At 44.5% G+C, this 19,051-nt stretch carries 14 protein-coding genes; 12 read left to right on the top strand and 2 right to left on the bottom strand.

Annotation, left to right across the window (positions count from 1 at the left end; all coding sequences use genetic code 11):
* Positions 1 to 97: 97 nt before the first annotated feature.
* Positions 98 to 1,519: an amidase gene (locus tag AAV90_RS06135; RefSeq protein ID WP_198142827.1), complete on the top strand. Its 1,422-nt coding sequence runs from the start codon at positions 98 to 100 to the stop codon at positions 1,517 to 1,519.
* A gap of 179 nt (positions 1,520 to 1,698) precedes the next feature.
* On the opposite strand, the gene AAV90_RS06130 is transcribed toward AAV90_RS06135, so the two are convergent.
* Together AAV90_RS06130 and AAV90_RS06125 are read right to left on the bottom strand one after the other, a co-directional pair.
* A complete protein-coding gene (locus tag AAV90_RS06130; protein WP_046496685.1) occupies positions 1,699 to 3,315 on the bottom strand; it encodes a class I adenylate-forming enzyme family protein in 1,617 nt (538 codons plus the stop codon).
* 47 nt (positions 3,316 to 3,362) lie between these two features.
* The gene (locus AAV90_RS06125) at positions 3,363 to 4,166 is read right to left on the bottom strand and encodes an N-acyl homoserine lactonase family protein (RefSeq protein WP_046496684.1); all 804 of its coding nucleotides are present in this window, start codon (positions 4,164 to 4,166) and stop codon (positions 3,363 to 3,365) included.
* Between the two features lie 314 nt (positions 4,167 to 4,480).
* Here AAV90_RS06125 and htpG point away from each other — a divergent pair, with 314 nt between their 5' ends.
* The 11 genes from htpG (at position 4,481) to AAV90_RS06070 (ending at position 19,045) form a co-directional block, all read left to right on the top strand.
* Entirely contained in the window at positions 4,481 to 6,361 is a 1,881-nt protein-coding gene (gene htpG / locus AAV90_RS06120; RefSeq protein WP_046496682.1) for a molecular chaperone HtpG, read from the top strand.
* Positions 6,362 to 6,373: 12 nt separating this feature from the next.
* On the top strand, positions 6,374 to 7,114 hold the full coding sequence (gene ymfI / locus AAV90_RS06115) for an elongation factor P 5-aminopentanone reductase (protein WP_046496679.1): 741 nt from the start codon (positions 6,374 to 6,376) through the stop codon (positions 7,112 to 7,114).
* A 64-nt stretch (positions 7,115 to 7,178) separates the two neighbouring features.
* Positions 7,179 to 7,394: a hypothetical protein gene (locus AAV90_RS06110; protein WP_046496677.1), complete on the top strand. Its 216-nt coding sequence runs from the start codon at positions 7,179 to 7,181 to the stop codon at positions 7,392 to 7,394.
* 460 nt (positions 7,395 to 7,854) lie between these two features.
* Entirely contained in the window at positions 7,855 to 8,223 is a 369-nt protein-coding gene (locus AAV90_RS06105) for a SoxR reducing system RseC family protein (protein ID WP_046496675.1), read from the top strand.
* A 518-nt stretch (positions 8,224 to 8,741) separates the two neighbouring features.
* Positions 8,742 to 10,091 carry a tRNA (N6-isopentenyl adenosine(37)-C2)-methylthiotransferase MiaB gene (gene miaB / locus AAV90_RS06100; protein ID WP_046496673.1) on the top strand — a complete coding sequence of 450 codons (1,350 nt, stop codon included), beginning with the start codon at positions 8,742 to 8,744 and terminating at the stop codon, positions 10,089 to 10,091.
* Between the two features lie 63 nt (positions 10,092 to 10,154).
* Positions 10,155 to 10,544, top strand: a complete 390-nt coding sequence (locus AAV90_RS06095) for a YlbF/YmcA family competence regulator (protein WP_046496671.1) — start codon at positions 10,155 to 10,157, stop codon at positions 10,542 to 10,544.
* A gap of 203 nt (positions 10,545 to 10,747) precedes the next feature.
* Positions 10,748 to 13,321 carry a DNA mismatch repair protein MutS gene (mutS, locus tag AAV90_RS06090; RefSeq protein ID WP_157609501.1) on the top strand — a complete coding sequence of 858 codons (2,574 nt, stop codon included), beginning with the start codon at positions 10,748 to 10,750 and terminating at the stop codon, positions 13,319 to 13,321.
* Between the two features lie 18 nt (positions 13,322 to 13,339).
* Positions 13,340 to 15,034, top strand: coding sequence for a hydantoinase/oxoprolinase N-terminal domain-containing protein (locus AAV90_RS06085; RefSeq protein ID WP_046496669.1), 1,695 nt, complete (start codon positions 13,340 to 13,342; stop codon positions 15,032 to 15,034).
* The gene (locus AAV90_RS06080; RefSeq protein WP_046496667.1) at positions 15,031 to 16,383 is read left to right on the top strand and encodes a histone deacetylase family protein; all 1,353 of its coding nucleotides are present in this window, start codon (positions 15,031 to 15,033) and stop codon (positions 16,381 to 16,383) included. The genes AAV90_RS06085 and AAV90_RS06080 overlap by 4 nt, the downstream gene beginning before the upstream one ends.
* Before the next feature lie 17 nt (positions 16,384 to 16,400).
* Positions 16,401 to 18,116: a DNA mismatch repair endonuclease MutL gene (gene mutL / locus AAV90_RS06075; RefSeq protein WP_207642047.1), complete on the top strand. Its 1,716-nt coding sequence runs from the start codon at positions 16,401 to 16,403 to the stop codon at positions 18,114 to 18,116.
* A 149-nt stretch (positions 18,117 to 18,265) separates the two neighbouring features.
* Positions 18,266 to 19,045, top strand: a complete 780-nt coding sequence (locus AAV90_RS06070) for a class I SAM-dependent methyltransferase (protein WP_052729632.1) — start codon at positions 18,266 to 18,268, stop codon at positions 19,043 to 19,045.
* Positions 19,046 to 19,051 lie beyond the last annotated feature (6 nt).

Here is a 19,051-nt window from a genome sequence, read left to right as displayed (position 1 = left end):
CTAGTTGAGATGTTAGTGAATGTACCCATTTAACACAAATGGCTGGCTGATTAGGTGTGATTCTTAAAAAAAGTGTGCTTTTTAGGAGGGATTAAAAGTGGATAAAAAAAGTTTGCTGGATATGGATGCAACCGAAGTGTCCCAAAAACTCAGAGCTGGTGAAATTTCGTCCCTTAAGGCTACTAATTCATATATTGCACACCTGGAAAAAGTTAATCCGGCTATTAATTTTCTAGTAGAAGATAGATTTGCCGAAGCCAGAAAAGAAGCTCATGCCGCTGATGAAAAGCTGTCCGCTAATCAAACCCCAGGCAGACTTTTAGGTGTGCCTATCAGCATGAAGGAATCATTTGATGTGGCAGGGATGAGAACGACTGGGGGACTTCCTTACCGTAAGGATATTATCGAAAAGCAAGATGCTGAAATCGTAGCTCGTCTTAAGCAAGAAGGGGCTATTATTCTGGGAAAGACCAATACCCCAGTTTTATGTTTCTGTCAGGAAACCGACAATAAGCTATATGGACGTTCTAACAACCCGTGGAATACTACCCGTACGGTGGGCGGTTCTAGCGGCGGCGAAGGTGCTTTAATCGCATTTGGCGGAGCAGCCGTAGGAATAGGCTCCGATATCGGAGGATCAATTCGTTTCCCCAGTCATTTTAATGGAGTTATAGGTTTTAAAAGCGGAAATAAACAAGTATCACAAAATGGTTCTTTTCCCCATATAGGGCATACCTTACAAGAACAAATGCTGGGAATAGGAGCTATGGCGAAATCAGTTCGGGATGCCCGCATGATTAATGAGATTCTAGCATTTGAATTACCTCAGCCGCGCTCTTTAGAGTCTTTTACTATAAACATATTGTATAACTCCTTACAATATCCGGTAAATCCGCCTACATTACAGGCTTTAGCTTCTATAAAAAGCTATATTAGCCGGGAATTAAAAGTAATTGATGAAAAACCTTATGGATATAATGAAGCCGCTGTATTATGGCAAATCATAATGTCCATTGATGGAGCTAAGGCAGTAGCGCAGTTAGCTTTTGGTAGTAAGCCGGTTCGTCCATTGCGGGAATATCTAAAAGAGGTCTTCTTAAATTCATCTGAAATACACCGTAATATGACCCGGGTTCTGGTTACGGCCAATATGATGAAGCCAAGCCGTAGTAAATTAAGGCGAATCGAACAGACTATCGCTAATGATTATGAAAAGATAGCCGATTACTTAGATAAAAAACTCATAATAATGCCGGTATATCATATTCCCGCCCCCCCGCACGGCACAGTAATAAAAGAGGTATTTTCCCCCTTTATGACCTTTAAACGTTATATGCCTTTTATCGCCTATGCTAATACTTGGGGGCTGCCGGCCCTAATTATTCCGGTTGCCGAGGATAGCTCAGGCCTTCCGATAGGAATACAAATAATCAGTAAAGTTGGCAATGAAGATGCCATTTTTAAGCTAGGGGAAATAATTGAGCAGAAATTTAGAGGTTATAAACGTAAAGAACTGTAGAATATGAAAATGCCGACCTTTGCTCACTTGAAGAAATTAAAACAGACCCATAACCTGCAGAACCAGTATCTCCTTGAGTACTACTAAAATGTTTTGTAAAGCTGGAGTTTTTTGTAGATGCTAAGATTTGCGTTGAAGGTGGGTTATGAACTTAAAATCCATAACCCACCTTCGGGTGGCTATTCAGCAGATGATTCCATTTGCCGAAGTTCCTTTTTCAGGATTTTGCCGGTCTGATTGCGGGGAATATTATTGGTTATATCAATAAATTCTGGAATCTTATAGCGCGCAATCTTATCCTTCAGAAAATCTTTTATTTCTTCGGCGGTGAGATCCGCATCCGGGCGGGGGACGATAAATGCCTTGACTCTTTCGCCTAAGGCCGGATCGGGAATCCCGATAACAGCTACCTCAGAAACCTGCGGATGGTTTTCAATGACGATTTCTATCTCGCGGGGATAAATGTTTTCACCTCCGCGGTTAATCATGTCTTTTTTACGATCTACGATATATATATAGCCATCTTCGTCCATGTAGCCGATATCTCCAGTATGCAGCCAGCCATCAATTATCGTTTCAGCGGTTGCCTGTGGCTGATTAAGGTAAGCCACCATATTAGCTTCGCCCCGGGTACATACTTCGCCGCGTTCTCCTTGAGGCACAGGTTGGTTGTTATCATCCAGGATCTCTACTTCCTGTTCGGGGTAACTTAACCCTACCGAACCTGATTTTTTAAGGCCTGTAGGCGGATTTACCGTAGATACACCGGTAACTTCAGTCAGACCATAGCCTTCCAGGATATCAACATTAAATTTTTCTTTAAATCCGCGGATTAGTTCAATCGGCAGGGGAGCAGCACCGCAAAAAGCATATCTGAGTTTAAGTTTACTTCTATCGATAGTATTGGGGTCAGCGGCTTGATAGATATAATTAAACATGGCCGGAACACCGAATACTATGTTTACGCCGTACTCTTGCACCGCTGGCCAGAAATCCTGGGGTGAAAAGGCTTTTCTGATACAGACCGTATGACCACCGTATATCAGAGGATAGGTCCATACACACAGGGGGTTGGTATGGAACATAGGCAGTATAATCAGCATCACATCTCGGCCTTGGAATAGTTTAATCCGGTTTTGGTCGCGGCATATGGAAAGCTGGGCGCGGTTAGGAAGCAGGATACCTTTGGGGTTGCCGGTAGTTCCAGAGGAGTAAAGCAGCATATAAGGATCATCCAGAGATTGAGGTACTAGAGCTTCCGTATCCGGGTAGCGATCCAGAATTTCATCCAGTCTGCACTCGGCGATCTGGACGTCATGTTTTACATCGGTTACTACTTCAACCACAATGGGTTTATGCTGTGCCAAGGCATAACCGGCCGCAAAATCCTGCATAAATTCACTGCCGACAAAAGCTACTTTAGGTTTAGAATCATCCAGTACAAATGCTATTTCCGGGCCTTTGAGCATATAGTTGATTGCCCCGGCAATGGCTCCTAATTTTTGGGCTCCGAACATGGTGTAGTAGATTTCAGGGGAGTTTAGTACCATTACTGAAACCACATCACCCTTTTGTACCCCTTTTTCCTTAAGGTAATTTGCAACTCGGTTAGCACGCTGGTTGGTTTGGGCATATGTGATTACCTGATCATAATACAGAACATGAATGGCTGTGGGATCCTCCTGAACCCGGGTATAAAACATTTCAGCTATGCTGTCAAATTGCAGCTGTCTACCCTTCAGATATGGAAGATCTTCAAGCTGGTCGATCGGGAACGGCAATCGTTTTCCAGTCATTTTAAAACCCCCTAACATTTATGAAGTTTAGAACGTTTCAAAAGGAACTATTCTTCCGGGAAGATCTTTCCCATCAGAGCTGGATCGTGACCAGGGATAATACGTTTGCGGCTGCCGGCGATTTTTAATACCCGCCAAACGCTGTCGTACCAGTCGCTAAGATCGGTGTGAATACCGGGGGGGTAAAAGGCATGACCGATCTGGGGCGTGCAGGTCACCAGATTGCCAAACATATCTGTCATTTCCGTTCTTTCCGGGTACATGTTGAGGTAGGTATACATCAAGTCACCGGCGATTACATAATTTCCATCGCTGGTGTTGACAATAACGGCTTGTTGGCCTTTGGTATGGCCGGGGACACAAATAACATTAATTCCGTCAGCAACTTCATAGCCATCATCAGCCAGAACCAGGTCATACTTTTCCAATTGACCCAGTAATTGAGTCAAATAAACATCTCTTTGCACCGGAAGAGGTGCTTTGGCATATTCCCATTCTTTTTTCTGTAAAATGAACTGAGCATTAGGAAAGAGACTGATATTGGCTGCGTGGTCGAAATGTAGATGAGTGATGATAACGATATCGATGTCTTCAGGTTTTAAACCTATTTCTGCAAGGGCGTTAATCATACCTTGAGGGCCTGAATCTACCAGGGGAAATCCATGAAAGCTATTGTCAGGGCCTGCGTCCAGTACTCCAGTGTCCACTAAAATCTTTTTTGGCCCGCCTTCGATATAAAAGGCCAGGACTGGAACTACTACTGGTGTCATCATGTCTACCATATGGGTGGCTACTCCTTTTACTGCTCCTATTTTGGCAGCTACGAGAGGACGAATGCGGTATTCAGTCATTTATAACACCTCCATGCCTTTCTGCGATATCTGCTACGATGAAATGTTTTATACTGGAATTAAGGTTTATTTTCACTCCTTCCCAAAAAATAATTTTTGAATTACCTATTTACATTATAAGAATAAGAAGCGGCCAAGTCTATAATTAGATTTAAAATCTTATATACTGGTTGAATCATGAAAAATGCGTGCTATCAGGCCTGATAAGGATTAAGTCGGTATTGACAGGGGGCATAAAATGAGTAAGATAATATTTACAGTTAGCACTCATTAAAAGAGAGTGCTAACAAGTTTAAATATAAGGAGAGAGTTCTTTGGCTACCAAACAGTTTAAGGCAGAGTCAAAAAGATTGCTGGATTTAATGATTAATTCTATTTACACGCATCGGGAGATTTTTTTAAGGGAATTGATTTCCAATGCCAGTGACGCTCTTGATAAGATTTACTACAAAACATTGATGGATGAATCATTAAGCTTTGATAAAGAAAGCTTTTATATAAAAATCACCGCGGATAAGCAAAACCGGATTTTAAAGATTTCTGATACCGGGATCGGTATGAGCCGGGAAGAATTAGATGACAATTTGGGTATTATTGCCAAAAGCGGTTCCCTGAATTTTAAAAAAGATATGGAAAATCAGGACGAAATAGATATTATAGGCCAGTTTGGGGTAGGCTTTTATTCTGCCTTCATGGTTTCCGAAGTTGTTACGGTTATAAGCAAAGCATTCGGTGGCGAGGAAGCGTTCAAGTGGGAATCCCGAGGTGTGGAAGGCTATACGATTGAACCCGTTGCCAAAGAAACGGTCGGAACTGATATTATCCTGAAGATAAAAGAAGACACGGAAGATGAAAATTATAGCGAGTTCCTGGAAGAGTATCGTTTAAGGGGGATTATCAAAAAATATTCGGATTTCATCAGGTACCCAATCAAGATGGACGTCACCTTAAGGCGCCTTAAGGAAGGCAGCGAGGATGAATATGAAGATTATACCGAGGAACAAACCATTAACAGTATGGTTCCCATCTGGAAAAAGAATAAAAACGAACTAACCCAGGAAGATTATGATAATTTCTATTTTGAAAAGCATTACGGCTTTGACCAGCCCATCAAGCATATTCATATCAGCACGGATGGCACCGTGAGCTACAATGCAATTTTGTTTATACCTGGCAGCACGCCGTTTGATTTTTACACCCGCGAGTACGAAAAGGGCTTGGAACTATATTCCAACGGTGTGTTGATCATGAATAAATGTGCTGATTTACTGCCGGATTGTTTTAGTTTTGTCAAAGGCATGGTCGATTCCGAAGATCTGACCCTGAATATTTCCCGGGAAGTTCTGCAGCATGACCGTCAGTTGAAGCTGATTGCCAAAAATATTAAAAACAAAATCAAGAATGAACTTGCCAGCCTGCTCAAAAACGAAAGGGAAAAATATGAAGGTTTCTATGAATCCTTTGGTCGCCAATTAAAATACGGTATCTACGATAACTTTGGAGCGGACAAGGAAATCTTAGAGGATCTTTTGATGTTTTACTCATCAAAGGAGAAGAAAATGGTCACTTTAGATGAATACACAGCCCGAATGCCTGAGGATCAAAAATATATCTATTACGCTGCCGGGGACTCCATTGAGCGGATTGAAAAACTACCGCAGGCCGAATTGGTAGCTGATAAAGGGTATGAAATACTATACTTTACTGATGATGTGGACGAGTTTGCCATCAAAATAATGATGACCTACCGGGACAAGGAATTCAAATCTGTTTCTAGTGGTGATTTGGGCATTGAGGTTGACGAGAACGACAGCACTTCCCAAGATGAAGAAAAGGATAATGAAGAATTGTTTGTCCGCATGAAGGAAGTACTATCGGACAAAGTCAAGGCGGTTAGAGCCTCCAAGCGTTTGAAGAACCATCCGGTATGCCTGGCTAATGAGGGTGAACTAAGTATTGAGATGGAAAAGATATTAAATGCTATACCTAACAATCAGAGCATAAAGGCGGACAAAGTTCTGGAGATAAATACCCATCATGAAGTATTTAAATCCCTTAAGGAGGCGTACACAGAAGACGCGGATAAGTTTAGACTATATACCGATATACTATATAATCAAGCCCTCCTTATTGAGGGATTGACCATAGAAGACCCGGTGGAATTTACCAATAATATCTGCAGAATTATGATATAAAGAGGTACACCTATGGGCAACAAAACCGTCATTATTACGGGAGCTTCCCGGGGCATAGGCAAATCTGCGGCCGAATTGTTTGGCCGCAGGGGGTTTAATGTGCTGGTCAACTACAGGCACTCTGAAGAAGAAGCAATCAAACTTGTCAACGACCTTAACAACCAAGGTTCAGGTTTAGCTACCGCCTATCAAGCTGATGTGGCTGACCGGATCCAGGTTGACCGGATGGTTCAATTTTGCCTGCAAAAATTCGGCGGTATTGATGTTATAGTCAATAATGCCGGTATCACCCGGCAGAATCTATTTACCGATATTTTGCCAAGCGAGTGGGATGAGGTAATGGATGTCAATCTCAAAGGCGTTTTTAATTGCTGTCAGAGCGTGCTGCCCTGCATGATGGAGAAGAAAAGCGGCAGTATTGTCAATGTATCCTCCATATGGGGTTTAACCGGAGCCTCCTGTGAAGTACATTATTCGGCTGCTAAAGCCGCCGTAATCGGGCTGACCAAAGCCTTGGCCAAGGAACTGGGCTCTTATAATATCAAGGTTAATTGCGTTTGTCCGGGGGTTATCAACACCGACATGCTGAATGAACTGAACCGGCAGGATATCGAGGAACTGGAAAAAGCAACTCCCCTAATGCGCCTGGGTACTCCTCAGGATGTGGCTCATTGCATCTATTTCCTGGCCTCCCCGGAAGCCAGTTTCATTACCGGTCAGGTGTTAAGTCCTAATGGCGGTTTCGTAATTTAGCTGATGTATGCATTTAACTTCCGTAATCGGAACAAGCTATATAAAAAATACGGAGGTTATTAGTATGGAAAGCGAAGAATTACTGATAAGCATTACCAGTGGCTTAAGCAAGGTGGGCAATCAACTGCGCTCCCTGGCAGATATTTGTGAATACAGCGGGAAGCGGGATAGTTATATCAAATTTTATCACCAGTTAAGCGAAATCAATGCTGAAATCTTAGAGGATCTTGGTCAGGTACAGGATGATGAATCATATACCGGCATCCTTGACCGTATTTGAGTAAAAAATAGACGCTGATAACGCGGATTTACGCGGTTATTTTAGAGATTATTAAACCACCTTAGCGGATGCTTTAGCTTCCGCAGGGAAACCCATTATCAGTATGCAATAAAACTCGATTATATGCCTTGGCAGAAGATCTTGGTCAGAGACAGGATGATGAATCATATACCGGCATTCTTGACCGTATTTGAGTAAAAATAGACGCGGATAACGCGGATTTACGCGGTTATTATAGAGATTATTAAACCACCGTAGCGGATGCTTTAGCTTCCGCAGGGAAACCTATTATCAGTATGCAATAAAACACGATTATCTGCCTTGGCAGCGGAAGCTTTAGCTTCCCCATCCTTAAATATCATAATATTTAGAGATTTGCTTGCTATTTTAGACCCTGGCTGATAATATGCTTTCATAAGTGTAACTTATTTCATGCCATTAAACAGAGAGGAGCAATCGGATGTCTGAAAACAAAGATACCATTTTGGTTGAAATTCTGCAGGGTACCCAAGCTGTCACCGGAGGCTGCAACTGCAGCGGCGGCTGTCCTTCTGCAGCTAGTTGTGGAACAACTAGTAATTATGAAGACATGACTATGGAAATGGCCAGCGAATTAAAAAAAGCCTATGGTGATAAAGTGGAAGTAAAATACGTAGATGTAGATAAAGAAGGTTTGGATAATTACCCCATTATGAATCGAGTTTTGCAAATGGGATATCCCTATCCAATTACCCTTATTAACGGAGACCCCAAATTTGCCGGGGGAATAATGATTTCTGAAGTTAAACAGAGCATTGCTGATTTATTTAAAGATGAATTGGCAAACTGATTGACTTATATTTGCCGTGCTTTATTAAACTTGAAAAATTCGGCATAGTCGTAAATTGCGGCTAGGCCGTTTTTTTGTGTTGGCTTGGATATTATACCGCTTTAATTAAAAAAGGACACGTAACCACGCGGCTAGTCCTCGCGCAGGGATTTTAAAGCACTTATACTGCATTACTACAGAGGCTTCTTGTGGTAAAAGAGGCTAAATTATTATACTGATTATAGATCAGCCAGAGTGGTCTAATTCCGTCAATAAAAAAACGGGTTTAGGAGTAAAAAAATGGATTGTTACTACAATAAATTACTAAGGGGAAAAAATAAGATTAAAACAGTATGATAATTCAGCAGGAGGGTAAAAACTTCAACATTTGCCTAGGCAGTTGGAGCAGATTATGTATCAGCTTGGCAGGAAAAATGCCTCCTTTTTATTTTTTGTATTGCTCGTAATCTATTCGTGATAGTTAGATATTTTCTTATAAACCTGTATAATATATTAACAATGAGGGGGTATATGCTGTAATGGACAATCAGGGGCCCTTGACCCGCAGTTTTTATTTGCTTACCTACGGCTGTCAGATGAATACCCGGGATTCGGAAATAATCAGCGGCCTAATGAAAAATAACGGATTTATAGCTGCCGCCCGGCTGGAAGAGGCCGATCTGGTTATTTTTAATACCTGTAGCGTTAGACATTCGGCTGAAAACAAGGTCTATGGCAAACTAGGAGAAGTAAACAAACTTAAATTATCGCGCCCGGGAATGTTGATTGCCTTTGGCGGATGCATGGCGCAGCTGCCGGAAGTAGTCAGCAAACTGAAAAATAGAGGTGTCGATATAATTTTTGGCACCCATAATCTTCATCAGTTACCCCAACTGGTAGAGCGGGTACTGTCCGGGGAGAAAAAAGCTATAGAGGTATGGGACGAACATGGGGAAGTAATAGAAGAACTCCCCTCGGTTCGTCAAGAGGGAGTAAGTGCCTTCGTTAATATAATGTATGGCTGCGATAATTTCTGCAGCTATTGTATCGTACCTTATACCCGGGGCAGGGAACGCAGCCGCCGACCTCAGGATATCATTAAGGAACTGCAGGAACTGGCTGGCGATGGGTTCAAAGAAGTAACCTTGCTGGGCCAGAACGTGAATTCCTATGGTCGAGGTCTAAATGAGATCATAGATTTTGCCGAACTCCTGCAGATGGCAGATAAAGTGGAGGGGTTGGAGCGGATTCGCTTTACGACTTCTCATCCCAAGGATGTATCGGATCGGCTGATCGATACTATTGCCGAAGGCCGTAAAATATGCGAACATATCCATGTACCGTTGCAAGCTGGCAGCAATACGGTTTTAAAACGCATGAATCGCGGGTATACCAGGGAGCATTATTTGGAACTAACCCAAAAAATGCGGGAGCGTATCCCGGGTGTATCGATTACCAGTGATCTTATCGTGGGTTTTCCGGGCGAAACCGAAGCGGATTTTCAGGACACCCTGGATATGGTGCAAAAGGTTCGTTTCAATGGAGCTTTTACCTTTATGTATTCCGTTCGTACCGGCACTGTGGCTCAGAAATACAGCGATCAGATTGAATTAGCTGTCAAGCAGGAGCGCCTGATGCGTTTGAACCAGGAACAATATAAAATCGCTCTTAATATTAATAAAGGTTTGGAGGGTAGTGTTCAGGAGGTACTGGTTGATGGCCCCAGCAAAACTAATCCTGCGAAGCTAACCGGGAGGACGCGACAAAACCATATCGTTATTTTTTCTGGGGCAGAAGACTTAATTGGCAAGTTAATAAATGTTAAAATAACTGAAGGAAAGACTTTTTCCATTTTTGGTCAACTCCAGGAAGAAACAAATGAACCCTGAAAATTCTACCATCTAACAAGCGGTGTGACTTTAAATGGGCATTATTAAGGAGGAGTAAAATTAATGGCAACCGAGGATATCATCAAAATGGCTTTTGAATTAGGCAGTGCTATTGCAGCGTCCGAGGAAATAGCAAGTTTAAGAATGATGCAGGTTAAATTAAGTGAAAACCCGGAAGCTTATGACTTGATCATGCGCTATCAGGATGCACAAACTAAAATTGAAAACAAATTACAGGAAGGCCTATTGGTTACCCAGGCAGAAGAAAACCATATCAACATCATGGAACAGCAGATCAATGCCAATCCACTGATTCAGGAATTGGTCGAAATCCAGGAAAAATTTGACAATCTTATGCAGGGTGTATATTTCGCCATGAATCAAGCCATATCCGGCGGCAGTTGCGCGCCAGATAGCTGTGACTCCTGCGGCGGTGGCTGCTCAGTGCAGTAACTGTAAACCAGACCAATAATGGACACTGGTATCCCATAAAGGATTGCCGGGCTTTCATTTTGCCAAAAAACCGGAAAATCCGGTTAACCACCTAAAGCTAGCCAAACCAATTTAGCTTTATGGTATAGGTTACTGGTGTCCATTGAGTCTCGCTGGGGACAAGGCTTTTTAAGGCTTAGTCAATTTTCTTAGGAGGACTTTTCTTGGCCAACTATACACCCATGATTGAGCAATACTTGCAGATTAAAAGGGAACACCATGATTCGATCCTCTTTTTTCGGCTGGGTGATTTTTATGAAATGTTCTTTGAAGATGCCCAACTGGCTTCCCGGGAGCTGGAAATAGTTTTGACCGCTCGGGACGGCGGCGCAGAGAAGATCCCGATGTGCGGTATACCGTATCATGCCGTTAACAACTACCTGCCGCGCCTGATCGCTAAAGGTCACAAAGTTGCGATTTGCGAGCAGGTAGAGGATCCTAAACAGGCAGCCGGTATCGTCAAGCGGGAAGTAACCCGAATAATTACTCCCGGAACACTGCTGGAAGAATTCATGCTGGATGAGGAGCAAAATAACTATTTGGCCGCTATTGATGTAAAAGGTGATCTGATTGGATTTGCATATATTGATATTTCCACCGGAGATTTTCGAATTACTGAGATGATGGGGCGGGAAGCCCGCCATGAATTAGACAGTGAATTAAGGCGGGTGTCTCCGGCAGAATGCTTGATATCCGCCCGTGCCACCAACAACTCGTTATGGAATGAGGACATGTCAGAACAAGATATTTTGCCCACCCTCTATCCTGAAGCTGATATGAACTGGGATGACTCCCTGTCAATCCTTTACAACCATTTCGGATTTGATGCCCGCGAGCAATTTGGGCTGCAGCAGTACAGTATTGGGATACAGGCTGCGGCGATGATCATACATTTTCTCGATTCTACCCAAAAAAGCCGACTGCTCCATATTGATCGCCTAACCGGCTATCACAGCAGTAACTACCTGGAATTGGATGCTTTCACCCGTCGCAATTTGGAACTCACGGCCGGAATACGTTCAGGTCGTAAAGAAGGTTCGCTCCTGGATATTTTAGACCATTGCCGAACCTCCATGGGCAAACGCAATTTAAGAAGATGGCTGGAACAGCCTCTGATGAACATCAACGATATAAATCTGCGGCTGGACGGGGTAGAAGAACTACTGCGGCAGATTAAGCTGCGGGAAACCTGCCGGGAGTATTTAGACCAAATATATGATCTGGAGCGTTTGTCCGCCAAAATAGGCAGCGGTCTGGTAAATGCTCGTGATCTTTTAGCCTTGAAAAAATCCTTGGCGGTTCTGCCGGAACTCAAGGAGTCCCTGGCAGGTTGTCAAAGCGCGATTCTGCTTGATATTGCCCATTTGGATCCGTTAACCGCCCTGGTGGAACTGGTAGACGCAGCTATTGACGAAGATGCCGGCCTGTCCGTAAAAGAAGGCGGTATTATAAAAACCGGCTATAACCCAGAAATAGACGAACTTAGAAACCTGAGCACCCAAGGTGCCAATTACCTTATTGAACTTGAAAACCGCGAAAAACTCCGTAGCGGGATCAAAAATCTAAAAGTCGGATATAATCGGGTATTTGGTTACTATCTGGAAGTCAGTAAGGCCAATATTAATTTGGTTCCGCCGGATTACATACGCAAACAAACCCTGGTAAACTCAGAACGATACATAACCGATGAATTAAAAAACTACGAACATAAGATTTTAGGTGCCCGGGAAAAACTTTTTGCCTTGGAATACCAAATTTTTCTGGAAATAAGACAGAGGCTGGAAGCCTTTATTCCATCGATTCAGGCTTCAGCCCAGGCAGTCGCTGATTTAGATGTATTAGTATCACTGGCGCAGTTAGCTTATTTGCATGACTATGTGCGACCTCAATTATCGCTGGACGGCAAACTGGATATAAAAGCAGGCCGGCATCCGGTGGTCGAGCAGACTTTAACCGATTCCCGCTTTGTTCCCAACGATATTCACCTGGATATGCAGGAGAATCGCTTTGCGATTATTACCGGACCCAATATGGGCGGTAAAAGTACATATATGCGTCAGGCAGCCCTTATTAACATTCTGGCCCAGATGGGCAGTTTTGTTCCAGCAAACGAAGCTCAGGTCAGCATTGTAGATAGGATATTTACCCGGGTAGGAGCCGCGGACGATTTATCTGCCGGACAGAGCACCTTTATGGTGGAGATGGTGGAGCTGGCCAATATCATAAAATTTGCCACCCCGCAGAGTCTTATTATTTTAGATGAAATTGGCCGGGGAACGAGTACCTATGACGGGTTAAGCATTGCCCAGGCGGTTAGTGAATATATTCATGACAAGATCAAGGCGCGCACCCTGTTTGCTACTCATTACCACGAACTGACGGCACTGGACGAGAGCAGATCCGGTTTGACCAACCTATCGGTTTCGGTAATGGAAACAGGAGAAAGCGTAACCTTTCTTAAAAAGGTTTTGCCTGGCAAGGCTGATAAAAGTTACGGCATCCATGTTGCTCAATTGGCCGGTTTGCCGAGGGTTGTAACCGACCGGGCCTATGAAGTTTTGGCGAGTTTGGAAAACGAAGCTTTCAAGCCGGGACGACCGCTAATTGAACAGATCAGTCTTTTTAATGAACCACCCAGCGAAATTTTGGAGGAACTGGATCGTTTGGATGTTGATAGCTTAAGCCCGCGCGAGGCATTGTCCATTCTGTACAAATGGAAGGAAAAACGCAGTATCTAGGAATACGGGGGTGAAATGATGTTAATTGGCATTGATGTTGGAGGAACGTTTACTGACGGTGTGCTTTTTGATACCCAAAACAGCCGCCTGCTTAATACTGTAAAGGTGGCAACTTGCAACGAAGATCTCAAATCCAGCCTGTTACAGGTGTTGGATCAATTGCTGGAAGGGCAGGACGCCCCAAATATTAAAAGGGTGGTTTTCAGTACTACCCTGGTAACCAATCTGCTGGCCACCGGTTCGGCTGAAACACTGGCTCTGCTGCTTATCCCGGGACCCGGTCTGCCGCGCAGTGCTTACGAGATCTTTCCCCATACTTATTTTTTAAAAGGCAGCAGCGATTTTAGAGGCCGGGAAACCGAAAAGTTGGATCGCGGCGAGATAGAAGCCCGCCTGAAGGATATCCATACTCAGGGTATATCCAAAATAGCGGTAGTAGGAAAATTCTCCATCCGCAATCCACAGCATGAAAAAGAGATCCAAACCATAATAGCTGAGCAATATCCGCATATACAGGTCGCCTTAGGGTCTGAAACAGCCGGTCAGCTAAACTTCATGCGCCGTATTGTGACCTGCTACTATACATTGATGAGTCAGTCCGCCTGGGAAAACTTTGTGCTCGAAATAGAGGCAGCTTTGACTAAGCGGCATCTGCAGCATGCTCAAATCGATATTTTGAAGGCCGATGGCGGCACCATGTCGCTGGCCAATTCAGTCAAATATCCTTGTGAGACGATTTTTTCCGGGCCGGCCGCTAGTACTATGGGAGCCATGGCGCTGGCAGATAAGGGCAAAACGGCGGTAGTGTTAGATATCGGCGGCACGACCACTGATATCTCCCTTTTGCTGGATGGACAGCCTCTGTACGCATCGTGCGGGGCCGCCATAAACGGGCATTACAGCCATATAAGTGCTTTTTCGACCCGTTCCCTGCCTCTGGGGGGAGACAGTCCCATCGTATTAACCCCGGATCGTCAAATTGCTATCAGCCCGCAGCGTTCCGATGTAGCCGCTTGTTTTGGCGGACAAGGGCCTACTGTAATTGACGTTTTTAACTGTAAATACAACCTGGGAATTGGAAATCCGAGCCAATCCGAAGCCCGATTAAAATCACTGTCGGAAAGTTCCGATCTGGACATGCCCGGCATATTAGTGTCTGCCGAAGAGGCTGTGATGGACAAACTGATGACCGCACTGCAAGAGATGGCTCAAGATTGGGAAAATGAACCGGCTTACCGGGTTTGGGAGATCGTTCATAACCGCCGTTTCGAGATCGAGGAAATAGTAGGTATAGGGGCTGCCGCCGCGGTTATCGTTCCTAAACTGGCCGAACGTATGCAGGTAAAAGCCCTAATCCATGAGTACAGCCCGGTAGCCAATGCGATTGGAGCTGCTATCGCCCGGCCGACCCTAACCTTAAATCTGCACGTTGATACTCAAAATGCTTACTACACGACCGATATAGATGGCATAGGAGGAAACCTTAGTATGGCTCGTACCATGCAAATGGAAGATGCTCATAATCTGGCCCGGGAGTTGCTTACCCAAATTGCCGCCGGGAAAGAGATGGACAGCTATGTGGAGGATGCCGAAGTTTTCCGGGCAGAACAGTTCAATATTATCCGCACCTGGGATACTCAGGGGAAAATCTTTACTATCGGTATTCAAATCAAGCCTGGCTTTATTGCCGAGTACAAGGAGGGGTCTTTATGAGGCGCACCGGTGTCATTTTTTTTCCGGCTTTTGATTGGGCAATTTCACCGACCCATCCGGAAAGGGAAGAGCGTTTGCTGTATACGCGGGATCAGATCTTTGAAGAAGGTATTATGGATCTGCCCCAGATTAAGGAATATAAACCCCGCCTGGCTGACCAAAAGGATATCGCCCGGGTTCATTTCTGCGTACCCAATATCGCTACCCAGGCCAGTGAAGCACACCTGGTATCCGCAGGTTCCGCCCTGGTTATTGCCGATGCCGTTATGAACAAGGAAGTGGATAATGGTTTCTCGATTGCCAGACCGCCTGGACACCATGCCATGACAGTGGCCCACGGCAATCGTGGTTTTTGCAATATTAATAATGAGGCCATCATGGTCGAATATCTGCGCAAAAAATACGGCATTCGCAAGATTGCTATAGTAGATACGGATGTGCATCACGGGGATGGCACCCAGGAGATATTCTATAATGATCCCGATGTTCTTTTTATATCTTTTCATCAGGATGGACGCACCCTGTATCCGGGAACCGGTTTTGTAGATGAAGCAGGCGGGCCTTATGCCTTAGGAAGTACCATCAATATACCCCTGCGGCCCGATACTACCGATGAAGGTATCTTAACTATCCTAAACCACCTGATTATACCTTTGTTAGGCATGTTTAAACCGGAGCTGATCGTGAATTCTGCCGGGCAGGACAATCACTATTCCGATCCCTTGGCCAATATGCGTTTTACCGCTCGGGGCTATGCCGAATTAAATCGCAAACTATCTCCGGATATAGCCGTGCTAGAAGGCGGTTATTCGGTGGAGACCGCCCTGCCCTATATCAACATGGGTATTTTGATGGCGATGGCCGGTATTGATTACAGCAACCTGCGTGAACCTGATTACGATTCCCGCAAATTCAGAGAATCACCAGCCAATATGGATTATATAAAAAATTTGATTACATTCCAACTGCATAATTTCGAGCAGCGGGCTGAAAAGATAGCCGAAAACCGCAGCCGTTACGGCTCGGAATTCAGGGAGCAACGTCAGGTTTTCTACGACACGGACTACATCAGCGAAAATCAATCCAGAAGGCTTAAGATGTGCCGGGATTGTCAGGGCTGGCACAGCATAGATTCAGCAGCCCGGCACAGGAACGGCGAGTATTATCATGTATTTTGCATCAGTATTCCGATCTATGCCTGTGCGAAATGCCAGCAAGAAGCTCAAAAGGCCTTCCAGGATATGCAAAAGAACGGTTCTTCAACCTATGACTACATTTACCTGCAGGATAAAGCAAATGATTTATATGTCAGTCTTAATACCGCAAACGGTCGGGAAGAGGTTATATAGGAATGCCCATAAGACTTTTGGAAGACAATTTGATAAATAAAATAGCCGCCGGTGAAGTCATCGAAAGACCGGCCTCAGTCGTTAAAGAACTGGTGGAAAACTCTATTGATGCCGGCAGTACGCGCATCAATGTAAGAATCGCCGGAGGGGGAGTGGACTTAATTGAGGTGGAGGATAACGGTTGCGGCATACCCGCCCAAGATGTAGGTACGGCACTGCAGCGTCATGCCACCAGTAAAATTACGTGTGCAGAAGATCTTTTCAATATTAATACCATGGGCTTTCGAGGGGAAGCCTTGCCCAGTATCGCTTCTGTATCCCGCCTGGAACTATATACCCGCTACGCGGACGAGCCGGGGGCGCGAGTGACGGCTGCCGGGGGAACGATTCAGGATACAGAAGCCTTTCCAGGCCCGGAAGGCACACGCATCGTTGTCAGGGAACTTTTTTTTAACACCCCGGTCAGAAAAAAATTTCTCAAATCTCCGGTAACAGAACAAAGCCATATCTATGATATTATGAGCAAGCTGGCCCTGTCCCGTCCTGATATCTCTTTCTCCTTAAACAGCGAAAAGAAACTCTATTTTAAAACACCGGGCAACGGCAATCTGCGCGATGTTTTAATAGCCATAAACGGAAAAGACTTTGCCGAGCAATTTATCGATCTTAAAATAAGCGGGGAAACTTGTTCAGCCTATGGTTTGATAACCAGACCTGAATTTCACCGGATAAACCGTAAAAATCAGATTTTTTATGTCAATAATAGAATCATAAAAAGCCCTATGCTGGCTCGAGCCGTAGATGAAGGCTATAAAGGGCTGTTACTGTCCCGTGAGTATCCTGGGGTTATCGTTTTTTTGACTATTGCACCGGGCGAGGTTGATATAAACGTCCATCCCCAAAAAACAGAACTCAGATTCACAGATGAGGGTCCTATTTTTCGCTTGCTCAGTAGGGGCATACGGGATACCGTAAACGGTCTGGCAATCAACTGGAGAGAAAATTACCGGGAGACGCAAGCACCAACGGAAAAGTATTATGATTTAAGCTATATTGAATATCCCCGCACTATTCCGGCTATGGTTCGTGATCAAGAAATCCCTTTTGTTCATCAACCCTCAAAAGTTTTTTTAAGGGACTTGTCAACAAGTCCCGCCGAGGTTGTAGATGACGATGAATACCTGCGTATACTGGGGCAATGTTTTAACAGTTATATTCTGGTGGAAACAGAGGGCTGCTTATGGATGGTTGATCAGCATGCCGCCCATGAACGCATAATATACAGCCGTTTAAAAAAGGCGGCCCAGTCAGGAGAACCAGAAACCCAATTATTAGCCGTTCCCCTGACGATTGAATTATCTGTCCCGGATATAGAATTAATTATTAAACAACCACACTTATTAAGCAAAATAGGCTTATTAGTCGAGCCTCTAGGTCCGGATACCTTGATAATCAGGTCATCTCCTCCGGCGTTGCAGGGACAGGAAAAGGAATTGCTGCTTGAAATTCTGCAGATGTTAAGGGATAATCGTAACGATGACTGCCTAGATGCGGCCCAGTGTCTGCTGGCCTGCAAACGAGCGGTAAAAGCCGGTCAGATTTTGAGCTCTTTGGAAATGGAACAACTGCTTAAAGATCTTTTAGAGACGGATGATTTCCGCCACTGTCCGCATGGACGGCCCACAATTATAGAAATAACCCACAGCGAACTGGATAGAAGGTTTAAAAGATAAATACGTCTTAGACTAATTGTCTATCTCCAGCGCTCCGCGATACTTAGCCCGACCTTGAGCCGGGTTAGTGGCAACTTGCACCTGCTGAGTGTCGGGTGTGGTTAAGGTTGCCGCGTTATACGCGTATACTTCAACAAAAGGCAGGAACCATGAATTTTATTGTAACTACAACCCAAACAGAAAAAAACTGCCCGCCCTTGCTGGCTGCCTTCCTAAAGGACAGCGGTTTTGAATTTGTCCCCCGCGGCCGCAAAAGCCTAGAGGCACTGACCGCGGAAAATCAGGCCGATGGAGTGATTGTATGGGAAAAACAAGGACCGGTGCTTTATGTGGAGGATAAGAAGTTTTTTTTCCATCCCAGCATGGCAAAGAACCGTATAGCTTTTTATCGCAATGAGAACAGATCTGATCTGTTGATACAAGCCTGTCAGCTGGAAAAAGGGGACAGTTTTTTGGATTGTACACTGGGACTGGGGGCTGATTCCATCGTGGCCTCCTATTTTTCTCAAACCGGTTGCATAACCGGGCTGGAGCGTCAGATGGCAGTAGCCTGGGTTATCTCCTGGGGAATGAAACTCTATCAGAGTCGTATGCCCTGGTTAGATGAGGCAATTAAACGGATTAAGGTGGAAAATCAGGATCACAAGCTTTATTTGTCAAACTTGGCAGACGGTGCCTATGATCTGGTATATTTTGATCCGATGTTTCAGAAACCCATATTAAGCAGCCAGGCTATTTCCCCTTTGCGAAAACTGGCTGATCACTCTCCTTTGGAGGTTGATACCATTAAAGAGGCATGTCGGGTAGCCAGAAAAAGAGTAGTAATGAAAGATCTGTCAACCGGACAGGAGTTGGAGAGGTTAGGTTTTACGAAAATCGTTGGCGGCAGACACAATCGCCTTGCTTACGGGGTTATAAATCTCCAATAAGCAAAA

It is taken from the genome of Syntrophomonas zehnderi OL-4, assembly GCF_000983115.1.
GTDB classification, from domain to species: domain Bacteria; phylum Bacillota; class Syntrophomonadia; order Syntrophomonadales; family Syntrophomonadaceae; genus Syntrophomonas_B; species Syntrophomonas_B zehnderi.
This window is presented reverse-complemented; position numbering and strand designations above follow the sequence as displayed.